Origin of the sequence: Pseudacidovorax sp. 1753 (assembly GCF_040544975.1) — a bacterium.
In the GTDB taxonomy this organism is placed as follows: Bacteria; Pseudomonadota; Gammaproteobacteria; order Burkholderiales; family Burkholderiaceae_C; genus Xenophilus.
The window spans coordinates 43,141-62,935 of sequence record NZ_JBEPKY010000007.1 but is presented as its reverse complement, the minus strand read 5'-3'; the positions used below and the strand labels follow the sequence as shown (position 1 = coordinate 62,935).

Sequence of the window (19,795 nt, the reverse complement as noted above, 5' to 3'; positions counted from 1 at the left end):
CATCCCGGCCGCTTCGTGCGGGACTGCAGACGGTCAGCGCGCGGCGGACGGGCCGGGCAACTGCGGCGTCTCGGCCTGCTGGCCGCGCGTCCGGTAGAGCGAGTACAGCACGCCACCCGCGATCAGCCCGAAGGTCACCGCCAGCGAGATCACCGGCGGGAACTTGCCGATGAAGTTCACCAGGAAGATCTTGGTGCCGATGAACACCAGCACCAGGGCCAGCGCGTACTTGAGGTAGTGGAATCGATGGATCATCGCGGCCAGCGCGAAGTACAGCGCACGCAGGCCCAGGATGGCGAAGATGTTGCTGGTGTAGACGATGAACGGGTCGGTGGTGATGGCGAAGATGGCCGGTACCGAGTCCACGGCGAACACCAGGTCCACGATCTCGATCAGCACCAGGGCCAGCAGCAGCGGCGTGGCGAAGCGGGCGACGCGGCCGGTCTTGGGGTCGACCTCCTTCACCGTGAAGGCATTGCCACGAAGGCCCTCGGTCACCCGCATGCGGCCGCGAAGGAAGCGCAGCACCGGGTTGCTGGCGATGTCAGGCTCGGCATCGGCCATGCGCCACATCTTGATGCCGGTGAACACCAGGAAGGCGCCGAAGAAGTACAGCACCCAGCTGAAGTTCGTCACCAGGGCCGCGCCTGCGCCGATGAGCAGCGCCCGCAGCACGATCACGCCCAGGATGCCCCAGAACAGCACCCGGTGCTGGTACTGCCGCGGAATGGCGAAGAAGCTGAAGATCAGCGCGATGACGAAGACGTTGTCCATCGACAGCGACTTCTCGATCATGAAGCCGGTGAGGTATTCCATGCCGCTCTGCGCACCCAGGCTCCACCAGACCCAGCCGCCGAAGAGCAGGGCCACGCTGATGTAGCCGCCTGAGAGCAGCAGGCTTTCGCGCACGCCGATCTCGCGGTCGCCCTTGTGCAGCACGCCCAGGTCGAGCGCCAGCAGGGTGACCACGATGGCCATGAAGGCCAGCCAGAGGCCGGCCGGCCGGCCGAGGAAGTCGGCCGCAAGGAAGGAGAGCAGGGTTTCCATGGTGTCGGTGGTGATGGAGTGGAACTGGCGGCGATGATGCCCAGCCGTCCGCTCAAGAAAAACCAGCCGGAGGTGGAACGACTCTTCGGTTTTTACGAAACTTCAAGGCATGGCGTCCTACGACTTCAACTACCGGCACCTGCACTACTTCTGGACCGTGGCGCGCGAGGGCGGCTTCTCCAAGGCGGCCGCCCGGCTGGGCGTGGCGGTGCAGACGGTGAGCGCCCAGGTGCGCGAGCTGGAGAAGTCGCTGGGTCACCAGCTGCTCAAGCCCGAGGGCCGCAGCGTCGCGCTGACCGAAGCGGGCATGGCCGCGCTGCAGCGGGCCGAGGAGATCTTCCAGCTTGGCCAGGAGCTGCCCGAGCTGGTCCGCCAGGCCGCCACGGAGCCGGCGGTGCGCCTGGCCATCGGGCTGTCGGACGGCATCTCCAAGCTGGCCGCCCATGCGATGGTGGAGCCGGTGCTGCAGACCCCCGCGCTGCGCCTGGTCTGCCATGAGGGCGAGCTCGAACAGCTGCTGGGCGAGCTGGCCATGCACCACCTCGACATGGTGCTGGCTGGCCAGCCGGCGCCCTCCAGGCCGGCCCTGCGGCTGAGCAGCCATCGCATCGCCGAGGCACCGGTCGACTGGTGGGGGCCGGCGGCGCTGGTGCGCGCCGCCGCCATGCGCGAGTTTCCGCAGAGCCTGGGCGATCTGCCCGTGCTGCTGCCGACCGCACATTCCGCGCTGCGCCCGCAGCTGGAGCGCTGGTTCGAGCGCCATGGCATGCGCCCGCGCGTCGCGGGCGAGTTCGAGGATTCGGCGTTGCTGGCGGTGTTCGCGGCCCGCGGACTGGGGGTGTTTCCCGTCAGCCGGCTAGGGGCTGGAGACCTGGGGCTGATGCGGGGGCTCCGGCTGCTCGGTCGCAGTGACGAACTTCAGGAAGAAATCCATCTGATCCGGTCACGGCGAGGGCAGCACCATCCCCTCGTCCAGCAGATCGAGGCGCACGCCCGTCAGCGCGGTTGACGAAGCACCGACCGGAAGTTCAAAAGGTTGGAAGAAGCGCTCAGCACGCCAGCGCCGCGCTCAACACCTGCGCCAGCACCAGCTGGTTGCCATCGGGATCGCGCAGGAAGGCGATGCGGACGGCGTCGGCATCCTGGCGCCGGGTGGGGCGCACGCCAGCGCCATCCATCTGTTCCAGCTGCTGGTCCAGGTCGTCGACCACCATCGTGACCGACGCGCCCGTACCGCCGGCGGACTGCCGCACAAGGCGAAGGCAGCAACCACCCTCGAAACGCCATTCGGCGATCTCGGCGTCGCGGCGCACGGGCGCGCTGCCGATGAGCAGCGCATACCAGGCAATGGATTGGTCCAGGTCCTTCACGGCCACGCCGGCCAGCATGTTGGTGATGCGCATGGGTGTCTGAGCAGTTTGCGCACGCACTATGAATCCGCGCCAGGGGAAGGCGCGAGGGACGCCGGAGTGCCGCTGCGTAGGATTGCAACCCGCCTTCGCCCGCCCCCGTCGGCGGGCCGCGAAGCGCGCCGTGCGCCTCAGCCCCGCCGCCTGAAAGCCAGCAACAGGTTGTTGGCCGGCATGTCCAACCGCTCCAGCGGATCGAGTCCGGCTTCGGCCGCCTGCGCGGTCACATCGGCCAGTGTCCGCAGTCCCCAGGCGGCGTTGCGGCGGCGCAGGTCGGCGTCGAACGCCGCATTGCTGGGCGCCAGCGGCTCGCCCTCGACCACATAGGGTCCATAGAGCACCAGCAGCCCGCCCGGCCGCAGCGCCCGGCCCGCGCCGTGCATCAGTCCTTCGGTGCAGTCCCAGGGGGAGATGTGGACCATGTTGGCGCAGTACACCGCGTCCAGGCTGGCCGGGGCGACGGGCCAGGCCTCACGCACATCCAGCGCCACCGGCGCCGCGACCTGCGGCAGATCTGCCGAGCGCGCCGCGATGGCGGGGAGCATGGTGGCGTCGGGCTCGGTGGGCAACCAGGTCCATTCCGGCAGGGCCGCAGCAAAGTGCGCCGCATGCTGGCCCGTGCCGGCGGCCACTTCCAGCAGATGGCCGCGCACCGGCAGCAGGCGCAGCAGTTCGGCCAGGATGGGGCCCTTGTTGCGCTCGGCCGCCGGGCTGGTGATCAGTCCCGGCATCGCACCGGCCCTCGCCTGCTGTGCCTGGACGCCATGAGCGCGCCCTGTATGCAGATGCCCTTGGAAGCGGCCACGCGGGCGTCTCTCACACGCGCTCGAAGATCGCGGCGATGCCCTGGCCACCGCCGATGCACATGGTCACCAGCGCATAGCGGCCCTGCACCCGGTGCAGCTCGGCCAGTGCCTTGACGGTGATGATGGCCCCCGTCGCGCCCACCGGATGACCCAGCGAAATGCCCGAGCCGTTGGGGTTGACCTTGGCCGGATCGAAGTCCAGCTCCTTCATCACGGCGCAGGCCTGGGCGGCGAAGGCCTCGTTGGACTCGATGACGTCCAGGTCACTCACCTTCAGGCCGGTGCGTGCCAGCACCTTGCGCGTGGCCGGCACCGGGCCGATGCCCATGTAGGCCGGCTCCACGCCTGCATGGGCATAACCCACCAGGCGCGCCAGCGGCTTGAGCCCCAGCGCCTTGACGCGCTCGCCCTCGGCCAGCACCACCGCGCCGGCCCCGTCGTTGATGCCCGAGGCGTTGCCGGCCGTGACCGTGCCGCCCTCCTTCTTGAAGGCGGGCTTCATGCCGGCCAGCACCTCGACGGTGGTGGACGCCTTGACATGCTCGTCGGTGTCGAAGACCACCACGCCCTTGCGGGTCTTGATCTCGACCGGGACGATCTGGTCCTTGAACCGACCGGCAGCGATTGCCGCGGCCGCGCGCCGATGGCTCTCGGCGGCCAGCGCGTCCTGCTGCTCGCGCGTGATGCCGTGGCGCTCGGCCACGTTCTCGGCCGTGATGCCCATGTGGATCTTCTGCCAGGGGTCGTGCAGGATGCCCAGCATGTAGTCCACCAGCTGCACGTCGCCCATGCGGGCGCCGTAGCGGGCGGCGGTGTCGAAGTAGGGGCCGCGGCTCATCGACTCGGAGCCGGCGCCGATGGCGATGTCGCAGTCGCCCAGCGCGATGGCCTGCGCCGCCGAGATGATGGCCTGCAGGCCCGAGCCGCACAGCCGGTTGACGTTGAAGGCCGGCGTCTCGATGGGGCAGCCGGCATCGATGGCGGCCACGCGGCTGAGGTACGCATCCTTGGTGTCGGTGGGAATCACGTTGCCCATCACCACATGACCGATGGCGTCGGGCGCCACGCCGCTGCGCGTGAGAGCGGCCTTCACGGCGGTGGTGGCGAGCTGGGTGTTGGGCACGTCCCTGAGCGCACCGCCGAAGGTGCCGATGGCCGTGCGGGCGGTGCCGACGACGTAGATGTCGCGTGGGGTCATGGTGGGGTCCTCGTCGTGAAAAGGGAGCGGTGCCGCGATCAGCGGCCCTGGAAGGCGGGCTTGCGCCGCGCGAAGAAGGCGTCGACGCCCTCGCGGAAATCGGCCGTGGCGGCACAGGCCTGGAAGGCGGCCTCCTCGGCCGCCAACTGTGCCGGAAGATCGCGTTCCGTGCTGCCGCGCAGGAGACGCCGCAGCTGGCCCAGCGCCCGGGTGGGGCCGGCGGCCAGCCGCTGCGCCAGCGCCATGGCCTCGGCCGGCAGCGCGTCGGCCTCGACCACGCGGTTGATCAGGCCCATGCGCTCGGCTGCGTCGGCATCCAGCATGTCGCCCAGCAGGGCGATCTCCAGCGCACGGCGCAGGCCCACCCAGCGGGGCAGTGCCCACGACGCGCCGACGTCGCAGCTGGCGCCGATGTTGACGTAGGCCAGGTTGAAACGGGTGCCCTTGGCGGCGAGCACGAAGTCGGCCTGCAGCATCAGGCTGAGGCCCGCACCGGCCGCCACCCCATGCACCTGGGCGATGACGGGCAGGTCGAGCGTGGCGAGCAGTTGCAGGGCCTCGTGCAGCGGCCCGATCAACGCGGCGGCGCCGCCCTGCGGATCGGCCGACAGCACCGCCAGGTCGCCGCCCGCCATGAAGCCATTGCCCTCGCCGCACAACAGCAGGGCCCGCACGCCCGGATCGGCGGCCAACCCCCGCACGGCCGCCAGGAAGGCCTGGGCCATGGGCACGTCAATGGCATTGAGCGCCTGGGGCCGGTTGAAGCGGAGGATGGCCACCGCGCCTTCGCGCGAGAGCAGCAGGGGGTAGGTGTCGTCGCTCATGCTCGTTTGTCTCCGATGAAGGACGCCCGCTGCCGGCGATGCACGCGCGGGCCGCCGGATTCTAGGGACGGGCTCCTGCGGCGCGCGGCGGGAGCGCCGCACAATGCGCGCACTTCCACTTCCCAAAGAGCCACCGCCCATGCTCACCCGTCGTTTCTTCTCCTTCGCGGCCACCGCCCTGGTGGCCGGCCTCACCCTGATCTCGACCGCCCACGCCGGCCCGCGCCTGGACCGCGTGCTGGACACCAAGGTGCTGCGTGTCGGCACGCCGGGCGACTACCGGCCCTTCGCCATCAAGACCGACAGCGGCTATTCGGGCCACGACATCGACCTGGTCGAGCGCATGGCGAAGGAACTGGGCGTTCGCATCGAATGGGTGCCCACCACCTGGCCCAACCTGCTCAAGGACATGCAGGCCGACAAGTACGACCTGGCCGTGGGCGGCATCACCCGCAACGTGACCCGCATGCGCGTGGTGGCGATGCTCCCAGGCTACGCGCCCTTCGGCAAGGTGGCACTGGTGCGCGCGGCCGACAAGGCCAGGTTCACCACGCTCGAATCGCTCAACCAGCCCGGCGTGCGCGTCATCAAGAACCCCGGCGGCACCAACGAGGCCTTCGTCCTGGAGAACCTCAAGGCGGCGCAGGTGAGCACGCACGAGAAGAACGCCGAGATCCCCGCGCTGATCGCCGAGGGCAAGGGCGACGTCATGATCACCGAGACCTACGAAGCGCTGGTCTACGCCAAGGCCGATCCGCGCCTGCACGCGGCCTTCATCGACGCGCCGTTGACGCCACCGAGCAAGCTGGGCTTCATGCTGCCGGCCGATGATGCCGACTACCTGCGCGTGATGAACTTCGTCTGGGACCAGATGGAGACGCGCGGAGCGCTGCGGCAAGCCGCGGACAAGTGGCTGAAGTGATCGCCGGTCGGGCTCAGGACTGAGCCAGCACGGCCTCGACGGCCAGCGCGGCCGCTGCCAGCCGCGCATCGTCACCCCGCACCGAGGCCAGCATCAGCCCCACCGGCAATTCGCCCGGCGCCTGGCAGGGCAGGCTGAAGGCGCAGCCGTCGAGGAAGTTGATGGCGAAGGTGTTGCGCAGCAGCAGGCCATTCGCCTTGAAGAAGGCCTCGTCGCTGGCCAGCAGTTCGTCGATGGCCGGCGCGGTGATCGGCACGGTCGGGCAGACCAGTGCGTCGAAGCCCTGCACGGCCGCCTCCATGCGCACGATCCAGTCGCGGCGCGCGTCCTGCATGGCGATGTAGTCGGCCGCGCCCACCGACATGCCCAGGTCGATGCGGGCCGCCACGCGGGGGTCGTACTCGGCACGCCGGGCGCCGATGCGGCGGCGGTGCACCGCCGCGGCCTCCACCGGCGAGAAGCCCCCGGGCGCGTTGATGCGGGAGATCTCGGTCAATTCATTCAGCGGCAATTCCGTCACAAGCGCGCCTGCAGCCGACAGGCGCGACAGCGCCTGGTCGAAGGCGCGTGCCACCGCGGGCTCGACGCCATCGAACATGAGCGACGCAGGCACGGCGAAGCGCAGCCCTGCCACGCTGTCGCGCCGATGCACGACGAGCGGCGTGTCGGCGAGGGCGGCGTCCAGGGTCAGGCAGTCCTCGACCGTGCGCGCCATGGCGCAGACGGTGTCCAGCGAGCGGGCCAGCTCGAAGGCCCCGTCGCGCGGCGTGCGCGACTGCGTGCTCTTGAAGCCCACCAGCCCACACAACGCGGCCGGGATGCGGATCGAACCGCCAGTGTCCGAGCCCAGCGCGCCCACCGACAGCCCGAGCGCCACCGACACCGCCGCGCCGCTGGAGGAGCCGCCGGGAATGCGCGCCACCTGCGCATCGGCCGGATTGCGCGGCGTGCCGTAGTGCGGATTGATGCCCACGCCGGAGAAGGCGAACTCGGTCATGTTGGTCTTACCGACGATGGCGGCGCCCTGAAGCCGCAGCCTGGCCACTGCCGCTGCATCGCGGGTGGCTGGCGGCTCGCCCTTGCAGGCCACCGAGCCGGCCAGCGTGACCTCGCCGGCCACGTCGTACAGGTCCTTGATCGACACCGGCAGCCCGGCCAGCGGGGGCATCGGCACGCCGGCGGCCTGCATGGCATCGGCATGGTGCGCGGCCGCCCGCGCGGCGTCGGGATAGAGGCGGGTGAAGACGTGGCCGGCGGCCGGCGCCGAGGCGCCTTCGAGCACCTGCTCGACCAGCGACGTGTGCGTCAGGGCGCCGCCAGCGATGCGCCGGCGCAGTTCGGTAATGGGAGGAAGCGCGGAGGTCATGCGGGCGTTTCTAGCACGCCCCGGCGGCGGGCCGCACGCCCGCAAGAATGCTCAGTCGTCGCGGCCGACCGGACGGGCGCTGACGTCGCTCACGTCGGCGTTGAAGCCGCGACGGCCGGCAGGCACCAGCTCGCCGCGGGCCCGCGCGGCCATCTCGTCGGCCGCGGTGCGCTCGGGCTTGCGGGCCTCGGCCGCGGCGCGGAAGCGCTCGAAGCCGGCGCGCGGATCGAAGCGGCTGCCGAACACCGCCGCACCCAGAGGCGACACCGGTTTACCCGTCAGCCGCGCCCACAGGCTCCGAACCATCAGCACGGCCGCCAGCAGCAGCGCTGCCACGGCGAGGCTCGCCGCAAACACGAGGCCGATGAGGACGAGGACGATTCGGATCAGGAAGTTCATCATGAGAGCTTAGGCGAAGGCGGCACCCAGGGGTTCCGCATCGATACGAATTGAAAAGAAGCGGCCGGCGCCCGGCGTGCGCGCAGTTCGCAAAAGCAAGAAGGCCTGCGCCCTGGATGGACGCAGGCCCCCTGCCTCACGACACGCCCGGCATTCAGGCAGCCGCCTCGGCGCTCTCGCCCGCTTTGGCGAAGTGGAAGGCGCCCGGCTCGCGGATCGGGTCCACGGTGACGCGCACCTCGTCCTTTGGGCCGAAGCGGCCTTCCAGCAGCAGCTTCGACAGCGGGTTCTCGATGCGCTGCTGGATCGCCCGCTTGAGCGGCCGCGCACCGAACACCGGGTCGAAGCCCACCTTGGCCACCTCGGCCAGCGCGGCCGGCGCCACGTCCAGGCCGATCTCCAGCTTGGCCAGGCGCGCCTTGAGCACCTGCAACTGGATGGCGGCGATGGCCTCGATGTTCTTCGCGTCCAGGCCGTGGAACACCACCGTCTCGTCGATCCGGTTCAGGAACTCGGGGCGGAAGTGGTTGCGCAGTTCGTCCCACACCGCGTCCTTCACCTCCTGCTGGTCGCGTCCTGCCATCGCCTGGATGATGGGCGAGCCGATGTTGCTGGTCATCACGATCACCGTGTTCTTGAAGTCCACGGTGCGGCCCTGGCCGTCGGTCAGGCGGCCGTCGTCCAGCACCTGCAGCAGGATGTTGAACACGTCCGGATGGGCCTTCTCCATCTCGTCCAGCAGCACCACGCTGTAGGGCTTGCGGCGCACGGCCTCGGTAAGGTAGCCGCCTTCGTCGTAGCCCACGTAGCCGGGGGGCGCGCCGATCAGCCGGCTCACCGAATGCTTCTCCATGAACTCGCTCATGTCGATGCGGATCAGGTGGTCCTCGCTGTCGAAGAGGAAGCCCGCCAGCGCCTTGCACAGCTCGGTCTTGCCCACGCCCGTGGGGCCCAGGAAGAGGAAGGAGCCGGTCGGCCGGTTGGGGTCCGAAAGACCCGAGCGCGAGCGCCGGATGGCGTTGGCCACGGCGGTGATGGCCTCGTCCTGGCCCACCACGCGCTCGTGCAGCTTGTCTTCCATGCGCAGCAGCTTCTCGCGTTCGCCTTGCATCATCTTGGACACCGGGATGCCGGTCGAGCGCGACACCACTTCGGCGATCTCTTCCGCGCCCACTTCGGTGCGCAGCAGGCGGTTGCCACTGCCCTTGCCGTCGGCGCCGGCCTCCTTGGCCTGCGCTTCCTTCAGGCGCTTCTCCAGCTCGGGCAGGCGGCCGTACTGGATCTCGGCGACCTTGTTGAAGTCGCCCTTGCGGGTCGATTCCTCGATCTGGAAGCGCAGCTTGTCGATCTCTTCCTTGATCTGGGCCGAGCCCTGGGCCGCGGCCTTCTCGGACTTCCAGATCTCCTCGAGATCGGAGTACTCCTTCTGCACCTTGGCCACTTCCTGGTCGAGCAGTTCGAGCCGGCGCATGGAGGCCTCGTCGGTCTCCTTCTTCATGGCCTCGCGCTCGATCTTGAGCTGGATCAGGCGCCGGTCCAGCCGGTCCATCTGCTCGGGCTTGGAGTCGATCTCGATCTTGATCTTGGCCGCGGCCTCGTCGATCAGGTCGATGGCCTTGTCGGGCAGGAAGCGGTCGGTGATGTAGCGGTTGGACAGCTCGGCCGCCGCGACGATGGCCGCGTCGGTGATCTCCACGCCATGGTGCACCTCGTACTTCTCCTGCAGGCCGCGCAGGATGGCGATGGTGTCCTCCACGCTGGGCTCGCCCACCAGGATCTTCTGGAAGCGACGCTCCAGGGCGGCGTCCTTCTCGATGTACTTGCGGTATTCGTCGAGCGTGGTGGCACCGATGCAGTGCAGCTCGCCGCGCGCCAGGGCGGGCTTGAGCATGTTGCCCGCGTCCATGGCGCCCTCGGCCTTGCCGGCACCGACCATGGTGTGGATCTCGTCGATGAAGACGATAACCTGGCCTTCTTCCTTGGCCAGCTCGTTGAGCACGTTCTTGAGCCGCTCTTCGAACTCGCCGCGGAACTTGGCGCCGGCCAGCAGCGCCGCCAGGTCGAGCGAGAGCACGCGCTTGCCCTTGAGCGAGTCCGGCACCTCGCCGGCCACGATGCGCTGGGCCAGGCCTTCGACGATGGCGGTCTTGCCCACGCCGGGCTCGCCGATCAGCACGGGGTTGTTCTTGCTGCGGCGCTGCAGCACCTGGATGGCGCGGCGGATCTCCTCGTCGCGGCCGATCACCGGGTCGAGCTTGCCGATGCGGGCGCGCTCGGTGAGGTCCAGCGTGTACTTCTTGAGGGCCTCGCGCTGGCCCTCGGCGTCGGCGCTGTTGACCGACTGCCCGCCGCGCACGGCGTCGATGGCCGCTTCGAGCGACTTGCGCGTCAGGCCGTTCTGGCGGGCGATGTCGCCCACGCTGCCCTTGGCATCGGCCACGGCCAGCAGGTAGAGCTCGCTGGCGATGAACTGGTCGCCGCGCTTGATGGATTCCTTCTCGGTGGCCTGAAGCAGGCGGCCGAGTTCGGGGCCGACCTGCACGCCGTCGCCGCCCTGCACCTGCGGCAGGTTCTTGACGGCCTGCGCGGCCGCCTGGCTCAGGCCCGGCACGTTGACGCCGGCGCGCTCCAGCAGCGGGCGCGGGCCGTCGCTCTGGCGCAGCATGGCCAGCAGCAGGTGGGCGGGTTCGATGTAGGCGTTGTCATTGCCCAGGGCGAGCGATTGGGCGTCGACCAGGGCTTCCTGGAACTTGGTGGTGAGTTTGTCTTGGCGCATGGTGGTGAAAAACCTCCGGGTTGACGGGGAGATTGGGCTGGCCGCGGACGATTCAAGACCAGCGCGGGCACATCTCTTGCGTTGGCTCAAACCTCTCACATGATCCATTGGTGAAACCATGGATCATTCCTTCAACAAACGAGTCGGTCCCCTGCCCCTGTTGCGGGTACGCTCGCTTTTTTCCTCGGAGTTCTGCCCCATGTCCCTGCCTTCTGTCTTTCGTCCGGGCCTGATGCGCCGCACCTTCGCACTGGGCGCGCTGCTGGTCGCCGCCGGTCTGGCCCAGGCCCAGTCGACCGGTCCGATCCGCCTGCTGGTCGGTTTCCCGGCCGGTGCCGGCACCGACGCGCTGGCCCGCACCATCGCCGACAAGCTCAAGGACGAGCTGGGCGCTCCCGTGGTGGTGGAGAACCGCGCCGGCGCGGGCGGACAGATCGCCGCGCAGTACCTGAAGACCGCGCCGGCCGACGGCCATGTCTTCTTCGTGTCGCACGACCACACGATCTCGATCCTGCCGGCCGTGACCAAGAACCCCGGCTTCAACCCCGCGGCCGACTTCACGCCCGTGGCCGGCATCGCCACCTTCTCCAACGTGCTGGCCGTCTCGGGCGGCACGCCCGCCAAGACGATCCAGGAATACGTCCAGTGGGTGAAGACCAAGAAGGACGGCAAGGACTCCATCGGCGTGCCCGCGCCGGGTTCGATCCCAGTCTTCCTGACGCAGCTGATCGGCAAGAAGTACGGCATCGACGTGCAGGCCGCACCCTACCGCGGCGGCGCGCCCCTGCTGGCCGACATGATGGGCAACCAGATCGCCGCCGGCATCGCGGGCGTGCCCGACCTGATGGAACTGCAGCGCACCGGCAAGGTCCGCGTGGTGGCCGCCATCGGCGCCAAGCGCGATCCGCTGCTGCCGCAGGTGCCGACCTTCACAGAACTGGGCTTCGAGAACCTCGACGACTATCCCTGGTATGGCGTCTTCGCTCCCGTGGGCACGCCCCAGCCGGTCATCGACAAGTTCAGCGCGGCGCTGCAGAAAGTGCTGGCGCAGCCCGAGACCAAGAAGAAGCTGGTCGACATGGGCCTGCATGTGAACTACGAGCCGCAGGGCCAATTCGCCGGGCGCGTGCGCAGCTACACCCAGACCTGGGAACGCATCATCAAGGACAGCGGCTTCCAGCCCCAGTGAGCCGGTGGGCCGCCCTGGCGCGGCCGACGTCCCACTTGTCCCGCGGCTTCCGGTCCCGGGGCTTTTTCATGTCCGCCCTCGGACGGGACGGCCGCGGGCTGCCGGGCACGCCCACCGATGCACGGGGGACGTGTCCCGCCCGTCTGCCAAAGCCGAGCGCAGCCCGTGCCACTCGTCGCGCCTTGAAAACCGCTCGTCGGAAATGTTAATAAACGTCAACCGAAAGCGTTAACACCCGCCCGGCTCCACGTTAAGTTCGAGGAATATTGCATTTGTTTGCAATATGAAGAATCTTGACGTGACCTCCTCGCACTGCCCCCTCCCCTCCTCCGGCCGCCCACGGCGCCCCGCGTCGGCGGGCTTCACCCTCATCGAGGTGATGATCGTCGTGGCCATCGTCGGCATCCTGGCGGCGATCGCCCTGCCCGCCTACTCGGACTACGTCCGCCGCGGGCGCATCCCCGAGGCGACCTCGAACCTCGCCGCCTACCAGGGGCGCATGGAGCAATGGTTCCAGGACGCCAAGACCTACTCCGCGCCCGGTTCCGCCACCGTCTGCGGCGCGATGCAGGCGGCGGTCACGCTGAAGTACTTCGGCCTGAGCTGCACGCCGGGCGCGGCCAACACGAACGGCTCGACCACCACCTACACCCTCACCGCCACGGGCTCCGGCAGCATGGCTGGCTTCACCTACACCGTCGACCAGGACGGCAACAAGACGAGCACCATCACCGGCGTCTCCGGCTGGACGGCCGCCACGCCCAACAACTGCTGGGTCACCAACAAGGGCGGGATCTGCTGATGCAGCGGGGGCGTCGGCGGGGCGCGGGGGGCATGAGCCTGATCGAGCTGATGGTGGGCGTGGCCCTGCTGGCCATCCTGCTGGCGCTCGCGGTGCCCGCCTTCGGCGACTGGATGCGCAACGCCCGGGTGCGCACCACGGCCGAGTCGCTGCGCGCCGGGCTGCAGCAGGCGCGCGCCGAGGCCATCCGCCGCAATGCCAACGTGCGCTTCCAGCTCGTGACCACCCTGGACAACGGCTGCGCGCTGAGCACCAGCGGGCCCTTCTGGGTGAGCAACGCCGGCGCCTCCGTGTCGCCGGCCTCGGGTTGCGCCGGCGCCATCAGCACGACCGTCTCGCCCTTCCTGATCCAGAAGAGTCCGGTGGTGAGCAATGCGACCAGCGACATCACCCTGACCGCCAGCGGCAGCGGCGTGATCGCCTTCGATCCGCTGGGCCGCATGACGGGCACCACCAACCCTACCGTCGCGACGCCGGCGCAGTTCACGGTCGACCTGGGCAGCAGCGGCGGCAGCTGCATCGCCCAGGGCGGCAACGTGCGCTGCCTGCGCATCGCCGTGAGCGTCAGCGGCGACGCGCGCCTGTGCGACCTGACCCGCACCACCACCAACGACCCCATGAAATGCTGACCCAGGTGCACACCCGCGCCCGCTGCGCTCGGCCGCAGCAGGGCGCCACCATCATCGAAGTGCTGGTCGCGCTGGCCATCTTCGCCATCGGCATGCTGGGCATCGCCGGCCTCTATGCCACGGCCGTGCGCCAAGCCTCGGGTGCCGAGTACCGCACCACCGCGGCCATGCTGGCCAACGACCTGATCGGCCGCATGTGGATGAGCGACCGCACCGCCGCCACGCTGCAGGGCAACTACGGCAGCAGCGGCAACGGCGCCGGCTATGCCAGCTGGCGCGCCGCGGTCACCAACTCGGGCCTGCCCGGGGCGGACAGCAGCACGCTGGCCCCCACCGTCACCTTCAGCACCGTGAGCGGTGGCGGCACGTCGCCCGTCAGTACCAGCCTGGCCACCATCACCATCTTCTGGAAGGGGCCCGGCGACGCCACCGCCCACCAGTACGTCGCCCTGGCGCAGATGAAGCCATGACCGCCACGCGTCCTACCGTCCCCGCCCCCAGCGCCGGGCGCCGCAGCCGCCAGCGCGGCTTCAGCCTGGTCGAGATCATGGTGGGCATCCTGATCGGCATGTTCGCCGTGCTGGTGATCCTGCAGTTGCTGTCCTCCGCCAGCACGCAGCAGCGGCTGGCCGGCAGCAGCGGCGACGCGCAGATCAACGGCGCCCTCGCCTCGCACCTGCTCAGCCGTGAGCTGACACAGGCCGGCCTGGGCCTGAGCGCCTACACGCTGCTGGGCTGCTCGCTGGGCTACACCACGACCGGCGATGGCGCGGCCGTGACGCTGGGCGCGCTGGCGCCCGTGACGGTCAATCCCGCCACCTCGCTGGTGCCGGCGGGCGACGCGAACACCGACACGCTGCTGGTCATCGGCGGCGCCTCCGGCAGCCCGTCCGAGGGCGACGCGACCCTGGCCGTGAGCACATCGACCAGCCTCACGGTCAGCACGCCGGCCAGCTTCGCCGTCGGTGACTGGGTGGTGGCGGCCGGCACCACGCGCGACAGCAGCTCGGCCTGCGCCCTGCGCCTGGGCCGGGTGACGGCGATCTCCGGCTCAGCCCTGACGCTGACCTCGGCCACCGCCAGCCTGCCGCTGAACAGCGGCGCCTACAACCTGGGCGCGCAGCCGAGCATCCATGCCTTTGCCGTGCGCAACGGCAACCTGACCATGTGCGACTACCTGGTCAACAACTGCGGCAGCAGCAGCAACGTGTCGAACAGCGCCGTGTGGGTGCCGGTCACCAGCAACGTAGTGAGCCTGCGTGCGCAGTACGGGCGCGACACGAGCGGCCTGGCCGCCTCGGCCATGGACGGCGTGGTCGACACCTTCGACCAGACGACGCCGGCGAGCGGCGGCACCGTGCCGCTGTACTGCGGCTGGCTGCGCGTGATCGGGCTGCGCCTGGCGCTGGTGGCGCGCAGCCAGCAGTACGACAAGGCGCTCGTCACCACGGCAGCGCCGACCTGGTCGGGTTCCACGGCCAACACCAGCACCACCACCGCCCTCACCACCGTCACGCCCACGGCCGCCCCCATCGACCTGAGCGGCAACAGCGAATGGCAGCACTACCGCTACAAGACCATCGAGGTGAGCATCCCGCTGCGCAACATCATCTGGAACGGCAACCAGCAGAGCTACCAGGGGGGCAACGTCAAATGCTGAGCACGCGCCGGCCACGCCGCGGCCAGCGCGGCTTCATCATGGTGATCGCGCTGGTGGCGCTGGTCATCATGACGCTGGCGGCCCTGGGCCTGATGCGCACCGTCTCGACCTCGGCCACCATCGCGGGCAACCTGGCCTTCGAACAGGCGGCGGCGACGTCGGCCGACCGCGCCGTCGAGGCGGCCATCGCATGGCTGGAGAACAGCACCGGCAAGGCCAGCGTGTCGGGCCTGGGCACCTGCAGCACCGGCACCACCGTGCTCGCCTGCGACCAGAAGGCCGCCGGCTATGCGGCGGTGCGCACCGACCCGGCCAGCGGCCAGACCTGGACCACCGTCTGGAACACCCTCGTCGCGGCCGGCTACACCGCCGTCACGCTGAGCCCCGCGCAGGACAGTGCGGGCAACACCCCCGCCTACCTGATCCAGCGCATGTGCAGCACGGCCGGCGATGCCTCCAGCACCAACGGCTGCAGCGCGTCGCCGCTGGCGCTGGACACCTCCAGCAGCCGCAAGGCGGGCAGCCTGGCGCCTCCGACCAACGCCCAGGTGTACTACCGCATCACCGTGCGCGTGGCGGGGCCGCGCAACACCGTCTCCTTCATCCAAGCCATGGTGGCGCTATGAATGCATCCCTTCGCCGTCACGTCGCGCGCTCCCGCAGCTGGCGGGTGCAACTGGGCCTGCTGGCGCTCGGCCTGGTGGCGCCGGCGCTCGGCGCGGTGACCGACCTGGCCACCGCCCCGCTGGAGACATCGAGCGCCACGCTGGTCAAGCCCAACATCCTGTACGTGCTCGACAACTCCGGGAGCATGGTGTGGGACTTCATGCCCGACTGGGCGGGCGACAGCGACTACCGGAACAACGATTCGCTGGTGCGCAACAGCCGCTTCAACGGCGTGTACTACGACCCGGCCATCACCTACTCGCCACCGCTTTACTACGACGGCAGCAGCTATCCCAGCATGACGGCGGCCAATACGTCGACCTGGACGCGGGTTCCCTACGACGGCTTCGGTGCCATGTCGACGAGCAACATCCCGAACACCGGCACCAACAACCTCTTCACCAACTCCAATTCGGGCAGCACGCAGAACCTCACCAGCCAGGCCTACTACTACACCTTCGTGCCCGGCGAGTACTGCACCGCTGCCAACCTGCGCACCTGCAACACGCAGAGCGCGCCCTCGACGACCTACCCCTTTCCGGCCTACCTGCGCTGGTGCACCTCGGCGTCGCTGAGCAACTGCCAGGCCTCGCGCATCGACAGCAGCAGTGCGCCGGCCACCTACACCTTCGAGCGGCCTGCGGGCATGCCGGCCACGGCCACGATCTCCGTCTCGGGCTTCACACTGTTCACCAACACCACCGTCAGCAGCATCAAGGTCAACGGCCTGGAGATCCTGTCGGGCACCACCTCGGGCAGCACCAGCACCTCGACCGTGGCCTCCCGCATCGCCAGCAACATCAACAACTGCACGGCCGCCGCGACCGGCAACTGCCAGACCGCCGGCTACAGCGCGAGCGCCAGCGGCAGCACGGTGACCGTCACGGCGCCGGACGGCAGCACGACGGCCACGCCGGTGGTCACGCGCGCCGGGGCCTTCTCGGTCACGCCCACCGCCTTCAGCGGCGGCACGCCCGGCAGCAACCTGCTGACGACGATCACGTCCAGCACGGCCACCTACACCTACCCCGGCACCACGACCCGCGCCAGCACCCGCACCGACTGCACCACCAACACCACCACCTGCACCTACGCGGAGGAGATGACCAACTTCGCCAACTGGTGGGCGTACTACCGCACGCGGATGCAGGCCATGAAGAGCGCTACCAGCATCGCCTTCAACACCCTGACGGCCAACTACCGCCTGGGGTACATGAGCATCAACAACAGCAGCGGCACCACCAACTTCCTGAACGTGGCGGACAACAACGCGGGCAGCGGCGGGCAGAAGCAGCTGTGGTACAGCCGCCTGACCACCGCCCTGCCCGGCGGCGGCACGCCGCTGCGCTTCGCGCTGTCGCAGGCCGGGCAGTACTACGCGGCCAAGGTGAGCAGCATCAACGGCGTGACCACCACCGACCCGATGCAGTACGCCTGCCAGCGCAACTACACGCTGCTGTCCACCGACGGCTACTGGAACGCCTCGACCGCCACCGGCCAGTTGGGGGTGACCGTCACCGGCGGCGCCATCGGCGACCGGGACGGCGCCGAGTCGCGCCCCTTCCTCGACGGCAATGCCATCGCCGACACGCTGGCCGACGTGGCCGAGTACTACTACGTCACCGACCTGCGCGCCTCGGCCTTCGGCAACACCACCAACAGCGCCGGCACCGACGTCTCGAGCAACGCCTATTCCAACAAGTTGCAGAACATGGTTACGTCCACCATCGGGCTGGGGGCCTCGGGCTTCATGCTCTACGACCCGGACTACGCCAACGCCACCAGCGGCGATTACTTCGCCGTGGCCAACGGCACGCTCACGAGCAGCAGCACCCAGACCGCCGGCACCTGCATCTGGCAAAGCTCGGGCCGCTGCACCTGGCCCGCGCCGGTGGGCGACACGCAGACGGCCATCGACGACCTCTGGCACGCCGCCGTCAACGGCCGCGGCACCTACTACAGCGCCGCCAACGCCGCCGACATCAAGGCCGGACTGAGCAACTTCCTGAACACGGTGGACGCCACCACCGCCAGCTCGGCGGCCGTGGCGCAGAGCGCCCAGGTGCTGAGCACCAGCACCAGCAGCTACACCTACTCGGCGACCTTCTGCTCCGGCAAGTGGTTCGGCGACCTGGCCCGCTACCCCGTGGACGCCACGACGGGCGCAACCGGCACCACACCCGATTGGTCGCTCTCGGGCGCGGGCAGCGACTGCGCGAGCAACTCCGGCGCCCTCACCACGGCGCCGCTGCTGGACAACACGGCCTACACCGCCCGCACCATCTTCACCTACGACGCGGCCAACAGCGCGCGCGTGAGCTTCGACTGGAGTTCGCTCACGACCACCATGCAGGGCTACTTCCAGATCGCGTCCATCTCGTCGATGTCGCAGCTGTGCACCGCCGGCACCAGCTGCCTGCCGGCGGACCAGCGGGTGGACAGCACGCAGGCCGGCACGACCACCGGCGCCGGCGGCCTCAACCTCGTCAACTACCTGCGCGGCGACCGCAGCAACGAGGGCACGCCGCGCACCCGCTACTACCGCTCGCGCACGCATGTGCTGGGCGACATCGTCAACTCGGCGCCGGTGTACGTGCAGGCGCCGATCCGCAACTATGCCGACACCGGCTACGCCGCCTACAAGTCCAGCCAGGCCTCGCGCACCGGCATGGTCTACGTGGGTGCCAACGACGGCATGCTGCACGCCATCAATGCCGGCACCGGCGCCGAGGCCTGGGCCTACATCCCTTCCGTGCTGCTGCCCAACCTGTACAAGCTCGCCGACAAGAACTACGCCGCCAACCACAGCTATTTCGTCGATGGCCAGATCACGCAGGCGGACGTGTACGCCAGCGGCAGCTGGCGCACGATCCTGGTGGGTGGCCTGGGCGGCGGCGGCCGTGCGTACTGGGCGCTGGACGTGACCAACCCGGCCTCGCCCACGGTGCTGTGGGAATTCGGCAGCAGCAGCGTGCTGCCCACCAGCCGCCGCGACGACGACGTGGGCTTCACCTACGGTGCACCGGTGGTGACCAAGCTGTCGGACGGCACCTGGGTCGCCATCGTCAGCTCGGGCTACAACAACCTGTCGCCCGGCAGTGGCCAGGGCACGATCTGGGTGCTCAACGCCGTGACCGGCGCGCTCATCAAGAAGATCGGCAACGGCCTGGGCACCAGCGGCACCGGCACGGTCACCGGCTGCTCGGCAGCGCCCTGTCCCAGCGGCCTGTCGCAGATCAGCGCCTGGACGGACAGCACCGTCGACAACACCGCCACGCAGGTCTACGGCGGCGACCTCTACGGCAATCTCTGGCGCTTCGACCTGCGGAGCGTGACCGCCAGCGGCGGCACCGCGCCCGTGCAGCTTCTGGCCGTGCTGACCGATGCCGCCAACACCCGCCAACCCGTCACGACCACGCCCGAACTGGGCCTGGCGGCCGGGCAGCACGTGGTCTTCGTCGGCACTGGCGCCTACCTGGGCGTGACCGACGTCACCACCACGCAGGCGCAGACCATGTACGCCATCAAGGACCCGCTGACCACGAGCACCAGCGCCCTGTTCAACACGCCGCGCACCAACGCCTGCACCACGGGTGCCACCACCAACTGCTTCATGCCGATCACGCTGACCGACAACGCCGGCACGCGCACGGCCAGCAGCCTGGCGAACACGACGATGGACTTCCGCACGATGAACGGCTGGTATGCCGACCTGCCGCGCTCCGGCGAGCGGGTGGATGTGGATCCGATCCTGTACGCGGGCACGCTGGTCTACGTGTCGAACACGCCCAGCAATGCAGGCGCCTGCACCACGGGCGGCTCGAGCTTCATCAACTACGTGAACTTCGCCACCGGCCTGGCGGTGACGGGGACCACCAACGTGGGGGCGCTGCTGTCGAGCGCCGGCGTGTCGAGCGCGGCGACGCTCTCGATCACGCCGTCGGGCCGGATCGTGGCCACCACCAAGGACTCGACCGGCGCGGTGAAGATCACGACGGTGCCCACCTCCACCACCGCGGCCGGCACCCGCCGCATCTCCTGGCGGCGGCTGCAGGACGGCTCCTGAGAGGCGTGGACGCGGACAGGCGAGCCGGGCCGGTCC

Annotated in this window: 17 protein-coding genes; 9 read left to right on the top strand and 8 right to left on the bottom strand. The window is 69.5% G+C overall.

Features of this window, described 5'->3' with window-relative positions; all coding sequences use genetic code 11:
• Positions 1–33: 33 nt before the first annotated feature.
• Positions 34–1,047, bottom strand: a complete 1,014-nt coding sequence (locus ABIC63_RS10130) for a TerC family protein (protein ID WP_294371674.1) — start codon at positions 1,045–1,047, stop codon at positions 34–36.
• A 109-nt stretch (positions 1,048–1,156) separates the two neighbouring features.
• Here ABIC63_RS10130 and ABIC63_RS10125 point away from each other — a divergent pair, with 109 nt between their 5' ends.
• Positions 1,157–2,056: a LysR family transcriptional regulator gene (locus tag ABIC63_RS10125; RefSeq protein WP_294371677.1), complete on the top strand. Its 900-nt coding sequence runs from the start codon at positions 1,157–1,159 to the stop codon at positions 2,054–2,056.
• 40 nt (positions 2,057–2,096) lie between these two features.
• Here ABIC63_RS10125 and ABIC63_RS10120 read toward each other — a convergent pair whose 3' ends face one another.
• The 4 genes from ABIC63_RS10120 to ABIC63_RS10105 all read right to left on the bottom strand — a co-directional run bounded on the left by ABIC63_RS10120 (position 2,097) and on the right by ABIC63_RS10105 (position 5,284).
• Positions 2,097–2,450, bottom strand: a complete 354-nt coding sequence (locus ABIC63_RS10120) for a VOC family protein (RefSeq protein WP_354319639.1) — start codon at positions 2,448–2,450, stop codon at positions 2,097–2,099.
• A gap of 137 nt (positions 2,451–2,587) precedes the next feature.
• Positions 2,588–3,187, bottom strand: a complete 600-nt coding sequence (locus ABIC63_RS10115) for a DUF938 domain-containing protein (RefSeq protein WP_354319638.1) — start codon at positions 3,185–3,187, stop codon at positions 2,588–2,590.
• Positions 3,188–3,272: 85 nt separating this feature from the next.
• Positions 3,273–4,460, bottom strand: coding sequence for an acetyl-CoA C-acyltransferase family protein (locus ABIC63_RS10110; protein ID WP_354319637.1), 1,188 nt, complete (start codon positions 4,458–4,460; stop codon positions 3,273–3,275).
• A gap of 38 nt (positions 4,461–4,498) precedes the next feature.
• The gene (locus tag ABIC63_RS10105; RefSeq protein WP_354319636.1) at positions 4,499–5,284 is read right to left on the bottom strand and encodes an enoyl-CoA hydratase/isomerase family protein; all 786 of its coding nucleotides are present in this window, start codon (positions 5,282–5,284) and stop codon (positions 4,499–4,501) included.
• 139 nt (positions 5,285–5,423) lie between these two features.
• On the opposite strand from ABIC63_RS10105, the gene ABIC63_RS10100 reads away from it, so the two are divergent.
• A complete protein-coding gene (locus tag ABIC63_RS10100) occupies positions 5,424–6,206 on the top strand; it encodes a transporter substrate-binding domain-containing protein (protein ID WP_354319635.1) in 783 nt (260 codons plus the stop codon).
• Between the two features lie 13 nt (positions 6,207–6,219).
• On the opposite strand, the gene ABIC63_RS10095 is transcribed toward ABIC63_RS10100, so the two are convergent.
• The 3 genes from ABIC63_RS10095 to clpB all read right to left on the bottom strand — a co-directional run bounded on the left by ABIC63_RS10095 (position 6,220) and on the right by clpB (position 10,747).
• Entirely contained in the window at positions 6,220–7,572 is a 1,353-nt protein-coding gene (locus ABIC63_RS10095) for an amidase (protein ID WP_294371691.1), read from the bottom strand.
• Positions 7,573–7,623: 51 nt separating this feature from the next.
• The gene (locus ABIC63_RS10090) at positions 7,624–7,971 is read right to left on the bottom strand and encodes a hypothetical protein (RefSeq protein WP_234197022.1); all 348 of its coding nucleotides are present in this window, start codon (positions 7,969–7,971) and stop codon (positions 7,624–7,626) included.
• A 154-nt stretch (positions 7,972–8,125) separates the two neighbouring features.
• The gene (gene clpB, locus ABIC63_RS10085; protein ID WP_354319634.1) at positions 8,126–10,747 is read right to left on the bottom strand and encodes an ATP-dependent chaperone ClpB; all 2,622 of its coding nucleotides are present in this window, start codon (positions 10,745–10,747) and stop codon (positions 8,126–8,128) included.
• Between the two features lie 232 nt (positions 10,748–10,979).
• Here clpB and ABIC63_RS10080 point away from each other — a divergent pair, with 232 nt between their 5' ends.
• The 7 genes from ABIC63_RS10080 (at position 10,980) to ABIC63_RS10050 (ending at position 19,759) form a co-directional block, all read left to right on the top strand.
• The gene (locus ABIC63_RS10080; protein ID WP_294371838.1) at positions 10,980–11,936 is read left to right on the top strand and encodes a Bug family tripartite tricarboxylate transporter substrate binding protein; all 957 of its coding nucleotides are present in this window, start codon (positions 10,980–10,982) and stop codon (positions 11,934–11,936) included.
• Positions 11,937–12,234: 298 nt separating this feature from the next.
• Positions 12,235–12,738, top strand: coding sequence for a type IV pilin protein (locus ABIC63_RS10075; RefSeq protein WP_294371703.1), 504 nt, complete (start codon positions 12,235–12,237; stop codon positions 12,736–12,738).
• Positions 12,738–13,367 carry a GspH/FimT family pseudopilin gene (locus tag ABIC63_RS10070; RefSeq protein ID WP_354319633.1) on the top strand — a complete coding sequence of 210 codons (630 nt, stop codon included), beginning with the start codon at positions 12,738–12,740 and terminating at the stop codon, positions 13,365–13,367. Before ABIC63_RS10075 ends, ABIC63_RS10070 begins: the two co-directional genes overlap by 1 nt.
• Entirely contained in the window at positions 13,361–13,837 is a 477-nt protein-coding gene (pilV, locus tag ABIC63_RS10065; RefSeq protein ID WP_354319632.1) for a type IV pilus modification protein PilV, read from the top strand. Before ABIC63_RS10070 ends, pilV begins: the two co-directional genes overlap by 7 nt.
• A complete protein-coding gene (locus ABIC63_RS10060) occupies positions 13,834–15,027 on the top strand; it encodes a PilW family protein (protein ID WP_354319631.1) in 1,194 nt (397 codons plus the stop codon). Before pilV ends, ABIC63_RS10060 begins: the two co-directional genes overlap by 4 nt.
• The gene (locus ABIC63_RS10055; RefSeq protein ID WP_234197017.1) at positions 15,021–15,653 is read left to right on the top strand and encodes a pilus assembly PilX family protein; all 633 of its coding nucleotides are present in this window, start codon (positions 15,021–15,023) and stop codon (positions 15,651–15,653) included. The genes ABIC63_RS10060 and ABIC63_RS10055 overlap by 7 nt, the downstream gene beginning before the upstream one ends.
• On the top strand, positions 15,650–19,759 hold the full coding sequence (locus tag ABIC63_RS10050; RefSeq protein WP_354319630.1) for a pilus assembly protein: 4,110 nt from the start codon (positions 15,650–15,652) through the stop codon (positions 19,757–19,759). The genes ABIC63_RS10055 and ABIC63_RS10050 overlap by 4 nt, the downstream gene beginning before the upstream one ends.
• Positions 19,760–19,795: the final 36 nt, after the last annotated feature.

Bases quoted from the DNA above. Each gene is read 5' to 3' on its own strand.
- ABIC63_RS10110 (WP_354319637.1), bottom strand. From the start codon at position 4,460: ATGACCCCACGCGACATCTACGTCGTCGGCACCGCCCGCACGGCCATC.
- ABIC63_RS10070 (WP_354319633.1), top strand. From the start codon at position 12,738: ATGCAGCGGGGGCGTCGGCGGGGCGCGGGGGGCATGAGCCTGATCGAG.
- ABIC63_RS10050 (WP_354319630.1), top strand. From the start codon at position 15,650: ATGAATGCATCCCTTCGCCGTCACGTCGCGCGCTCCCGCAGCTGGCGG.
- ABIC63_RS10100 (WP_354319635.1), top strand. From the start codon at position 5,424: ATGCTCACCCGTCGTTTCTTCTCCTTCGCGGCCACCGCCCTGGTGGCC.
- ABIC63_RS10090 (WP_234197022.1), bottom strand. From the start codon at position 7,971: ATGAACTTCCTGATCCGAATCGTCCTCGTCCTCATCGGCCTCGTGTTT.
- ABIC63_RS10115 (WP_354319638.1), bottom strand. From the start codon at position 3,187: ATGCCGGGACTGATCACCAGCCCGGCGGCCGAGCGCAACAAGGGCCCC.
- ABIC63_RS10080 (WP_294371838.1), top strand. From the start codon at position 10,980: ATGCGCCGCACCTTCGCACTGGGCGCGCTGCTGGTCGCCGCCGGTCTG.
- clpB (WP_354319634.1), bottom strand. From the start codon at position 10,747: ATGCGCCAAGACAAACTCACCACCAAGTTCCAGGAAGCCCTGGTCGAC.
- ABIC63_RS10060 (WP_354319631.1), top strand. From the start codon at position 13,834: ATGACCGCCACGCGTCCTACCGTCCCCGCCCCCAGCGCCGGGCGCCGC.
- ABIC63_RS10125 (WP_294371677.1), top strand. From the start codon at position 1,157: ATGGCGTCCTACGACTTCAACTACCGGCACCTGCACTACTTCTGGACC.
- ABIC63_RS10130 (WP_294371674.1), bottom strand. From the start codon at position 1,047: ATGGAAACCCTGCTCTCCTTCCTTGCGGCCGACTTCCTCGGCCGGCCG.
- pilV (WP_354319632.1), top strand. From the start codon at position 13,361: ATGCTGACCCAGGTGCACACCCGCGCCCGCTGCGCTCGGCCGCAGCAG.
- ABIC63_RS10120 (WP_354319639.1), bottom strand. From the start codon at position 2,450: ATGCGCATCACCAACATGCTGGCCGGCGTGGCCGTGAAGGACCTGGAC.
- ABIC63_RS10095 (WP_294371691.1), bottom strand. From the start codon at position 7,572: ATGACCTCCGCGCTTCCTCCCATTACCGAACTGCGCCGGCGCATCGCT.
- ABIC63_RS10105 (WP_354319636.1), bottom strand. From the start codon at position 5,284: ATGAGCGACGACACCTACCCCCTGCTGCTCTCGCGCGAAGGCGCGGTG.
- ABIC63_RS10055 (WP_234197017.1), top strand. From the start codon at position 15,021: ATGCTGAGCACGCGCCGGCCACGCCGCGGCCAGCGCGGCTTCATCATG.